The sequence below is a fragment of the Schnuerera sp. genome (genome assembly GCF_035459645.1).
Classification (GTDB): Bacteria; Bacillota; Clostridia; order Tissierellales; family Tepidimicrobiaceae; genus Schnuerera.
The window spans coordinates 1-3,193 of record NZ_DATHXO010000079.1 but is presented as its reverse complement, the minus strand read 5'-3'; the positions used below and the strand labels follow the sequence as shown (position 1 = coordinate 3,193).

The window sequence follows — 3,193 nt, the reverse complement described above, 5'->3', positions numbered from 1 at the left end:
GAGAAAGATAAAGCTACTTTGCAATTATTACGTTTTTTAGAGTTTAAAAATGTAGAAGCATATTTTATTCAAGTTGAATCTAAATTTTTACGGGATAAACTATATGAAATAGTCCTTTTAGACTATAAAGAAGCGATATTTCATTCTAAAAGTATTTGGCTATTAGGAATATTAAAGGAAGAAGGAGTATTTATAGAGGGGAAGAAGAAATCATTAATAGATGAATATATTAACGAAAGGTATTGAAATAGCAGCAAATTGCTGCTATTTTTTAAAGACAAACATATATTAGCATTATAAAAAATAATTATAAGAAAGGGGATGAAAATGGAATTTACAAAGATGGAAGCAGCAGGAAACGATTTTGTATTATTTAATGGATTTAAATATACTATTGAAAATTATGAAGAACTAGCCTTAAAAAGCTGTGATAGACATTTTTCTGTAGGAGGAGATGGTATTCTTGTATGTGAGAAATCGGATATATCAGATATAAAGATGATCTATTACAATTCAGATGGCTCAAGGGGAGAAATGTGTGGAAATGGAATACGGTGTTTTTCCAAATATGTTTATGAAGAAGGATTAATACATAAAGATTTTTTTAAAGTTGAAACATTGGCAGGAATTAAAACAATTTGGATAGAAACCGATAATAATAGAGTAGAAAGCATTAAGGTGGATATGGGTAAACCAATTTTTAAAGCTATGGATATACCAGTAAATTTAAACAAGGAAAAAGTATTAGAAGAAAAAATAAGAATAGATGGAGAAAATATGGTTTTTTCTGCTGTACTGGTAGGAGTTCCACATGTAGTAATATTTGTTAAGGATATTGAGAAAATAGATATAAATAGGTTAGGACAAAGACTAGAAGTTCATCCAATGTTTCCTAATAAAACTAATGTTAATTTTGTTAAGATTATAGATAAAAACAAAATAAATATTTATACATGGGAAAGGGGGGCAGGAAGAACTTTAGGTTGTGGCACTGGTTCCTGTGCTAGTGTGGTTCTTGGCAATTTATTAGGAAAATTAGAAAGAAAAGTTAAGGTAAAGACAGAAGGTGGAGAATTAGAAGTAGAATTGGGAAAAAATGATGAAATCTATATGAAGGGAGGCGCTAATAGGATTTGTAATGGAATTTTTTGCAATCAAATATGAATAATATATATGATACATATATAATATATGATTGGAGGTATTAGAATGACGAAACCAAAAAACAAAAGTTTTTGGGATTATTATCGTTTCCCGGTAATATTATTGTCATCAATAATATTAGGGAGTATTATCGGATTGATAATGGGAGAAAGGGCATCGATTTTTCAGCCTTTAGGAGATATATTTTTAAACATAATGTTTACAATAGTAGTTCCCCTTGTATTTGTAACAATTGCTAGTGCTGTATCCAGTATGGTAGATATGAAAAGGTTAGGCAAAATTATAGGTAGTATGCTTTTAATATTTATTATTACTGGACTTATTGCTTCCATAATTATGATAACTGTGGTGAATATATTCCCGCCAGCTAAGGGAGTAAATTTAGCAATGGAAGCAGCAGAAGAAATAACACCTTTAAAGACAGGAGAGCAGATAGTTAAAGCTATAACTGTAAGTGATTTTCCAGAATTAATATCTAGAAAAAATATGCTTCCTTTAATAATATTTTCAATATTTTTTGGATTATGTGTTAGTTTATTAGGAGAAAGAGCAAAACCGGTTTCGGATTTTTTAAATATCTTATCTGAAGTTTTTTTGAAAATGGTATCCATAGTAATGTACTATGCCCCCATTGGTTTAGGAGCTTATTTTGCTTCCCTCATAGGAACCTTTGGACCAGAACTATTAGGCTCTTATGCTAGGGCAATGGTTGTGTACTATCCTATTTGCATATTATACTTCTTTATAGCATTTTTCTTTTACTCTTACTTTGCTAGTGGAAGAGAAGGAGTTAAAGTTTATTTTAAAAACATTTTTCCTGTAGCAATTACATCCCTAGCAACTCAAAGTAGTATTGCTACATTGCCAGTAAATTTAAGTGCTGCTAAAAGAATGGGAGTACCAAAAGATGTTAGAGATATTGTAATCCCTATTGGAGCTACTACTCATATGGATGGTTCATGTTTAAGTGCTATTTTAAAGATTTCTTTTATGTTTGGAATATTTGGTATACCTTTTGAAGGTGTAGGTACCTATGTTACAGCCATAGTAATTTCAATTTTAAGTGGTGTAGTAATGTCAGGAGTTCCAGGTGGTGGACTTATAGGTGAAATGCTTATAGTCAATCTATATGGGTTCCCACCAGAAGCATTTCCAATAATAGCTACAATTGGATATTTAGTAGATCCACCAGCAACTATGATAAATGTAACAGGAGACACAGTGGCCTCTATGATGGTAACAAGAGTTATTGAAGGGAAAAATTGGTTAGCTAAAAAGCTTACTGCTACAGAATAAAGGTAATTTAGAATAAATAAAAAGGGATAATAGGTTATAGTTACAACCTATTATCCCTATATTTAATTTGTTAAGATTTTCAATATTTCTTCTAAAGAACTATTCTTTGATATTTCAAATTCTCCTGATTTTAATTTGGTTTCCAATTTAAGCTCCACAGCTTTTTCAATAAATTCATTTTTATCTTCAATTAGATCATTAGCGACTAAAATATCACCAATTTTAGGCGGCAATGAACCGGCAGGGATACTTACTTTAACTATGACAGCAGTATCTTCTTCTGTAAGATTATCATTTGAACTTTTATCTGTATCTTCTTCTGGTTCCGAATTTATGTCTTGACTTTGGTCATCTTGATTCTCGTAGTTTCTTTCATCATCAGAATCCAGAACATTATCTCTATTTATTTTGTTTGGCGGGTCGTTAAATGTGGTGTCGGTAGCATCCTTAGCAAATAATCCGCCTAACCTCCAATTTATAACCAGAGCTACTACTACAATTACAACGATCATCATTATGTAATCTATACCGTCATATAGGAGATCTTTCAGTTTTTCTAAAAATTTTTTCACAAAAGTCACCTCTTTTAATAACTTTTCAAGAGAATAGGATTTTTAAAATATGTCAATCTATATTATAATTATAACATAAGAATAAAGAAAAGGTGAGGAAAGTTTGAAAGAGTTAATTATTAACAAAAATGACAGCGGCCAAAGATTAGATAGGTTTTTAA

General features: G+C 30.5%; 4 protein-coding genes. 3 read left to right on the top strand and 1 reads right to left on the bottom strand.

Annotation, left to right across the window (positions count from 1 at the left end):
* The 3 genes from VK998_RS01950 to VK998_RS01940 form a co-directional block, all read left to right on the top strand.
* On the top strand, positions 1-246 hold a 246-nt coding region (locus tag VK998_RS01950; protein ID WP_325224886.1), incomplete at its 5' end, for a DUF6648 family protein.
* An 81-nt stretch (positions 247-327) separates the two neighbouring features.
* Entirely contained in the window at positions 328-1,164 is an 837-nt protein-coding gene (gene dapF / locus VK998_RS01945) for a diaminopimelate epimerase (RefSeq protein ID WP_325224884.1), read from the top strand.
* Positions 1,165-1,209: 45 nt separating this feature from the next.
* Positions 1,210-2,460 carry a dicarboxylate/amino acid:cation symporter gene (locus tag VK998_RS01940; RefSeq protein WP_325224882.1) on the top strand — a complete coding sequence of 417 codons (1,251 nt, stop codon included), beginning with the start codon at positions 1,210-1,212 and terminating at the stop codon, positions 2,458-2,460.
* A gap of 62 nt (positions 2,461-2,522) precedes the next feature.
* Here the strand turns inward: VK998_RS01940 and VK998_RS01935 are convergent, their stop codons facing one another.
* The gene (locus tag VK998_RS01935) at positions 2,523-2,975 is read right to left on the bottom strand and encodes a hypothetical protein (RefSeq protein WP_325224879.1); all 453 of its coding nucleotides are present in this window, start codon (positions 2,973-2,975) and stop codon (positions 2,523-2,525) included.
* Between the last annotated feature and the right edge of the window lie 218 nt (positions 2,976-3,193).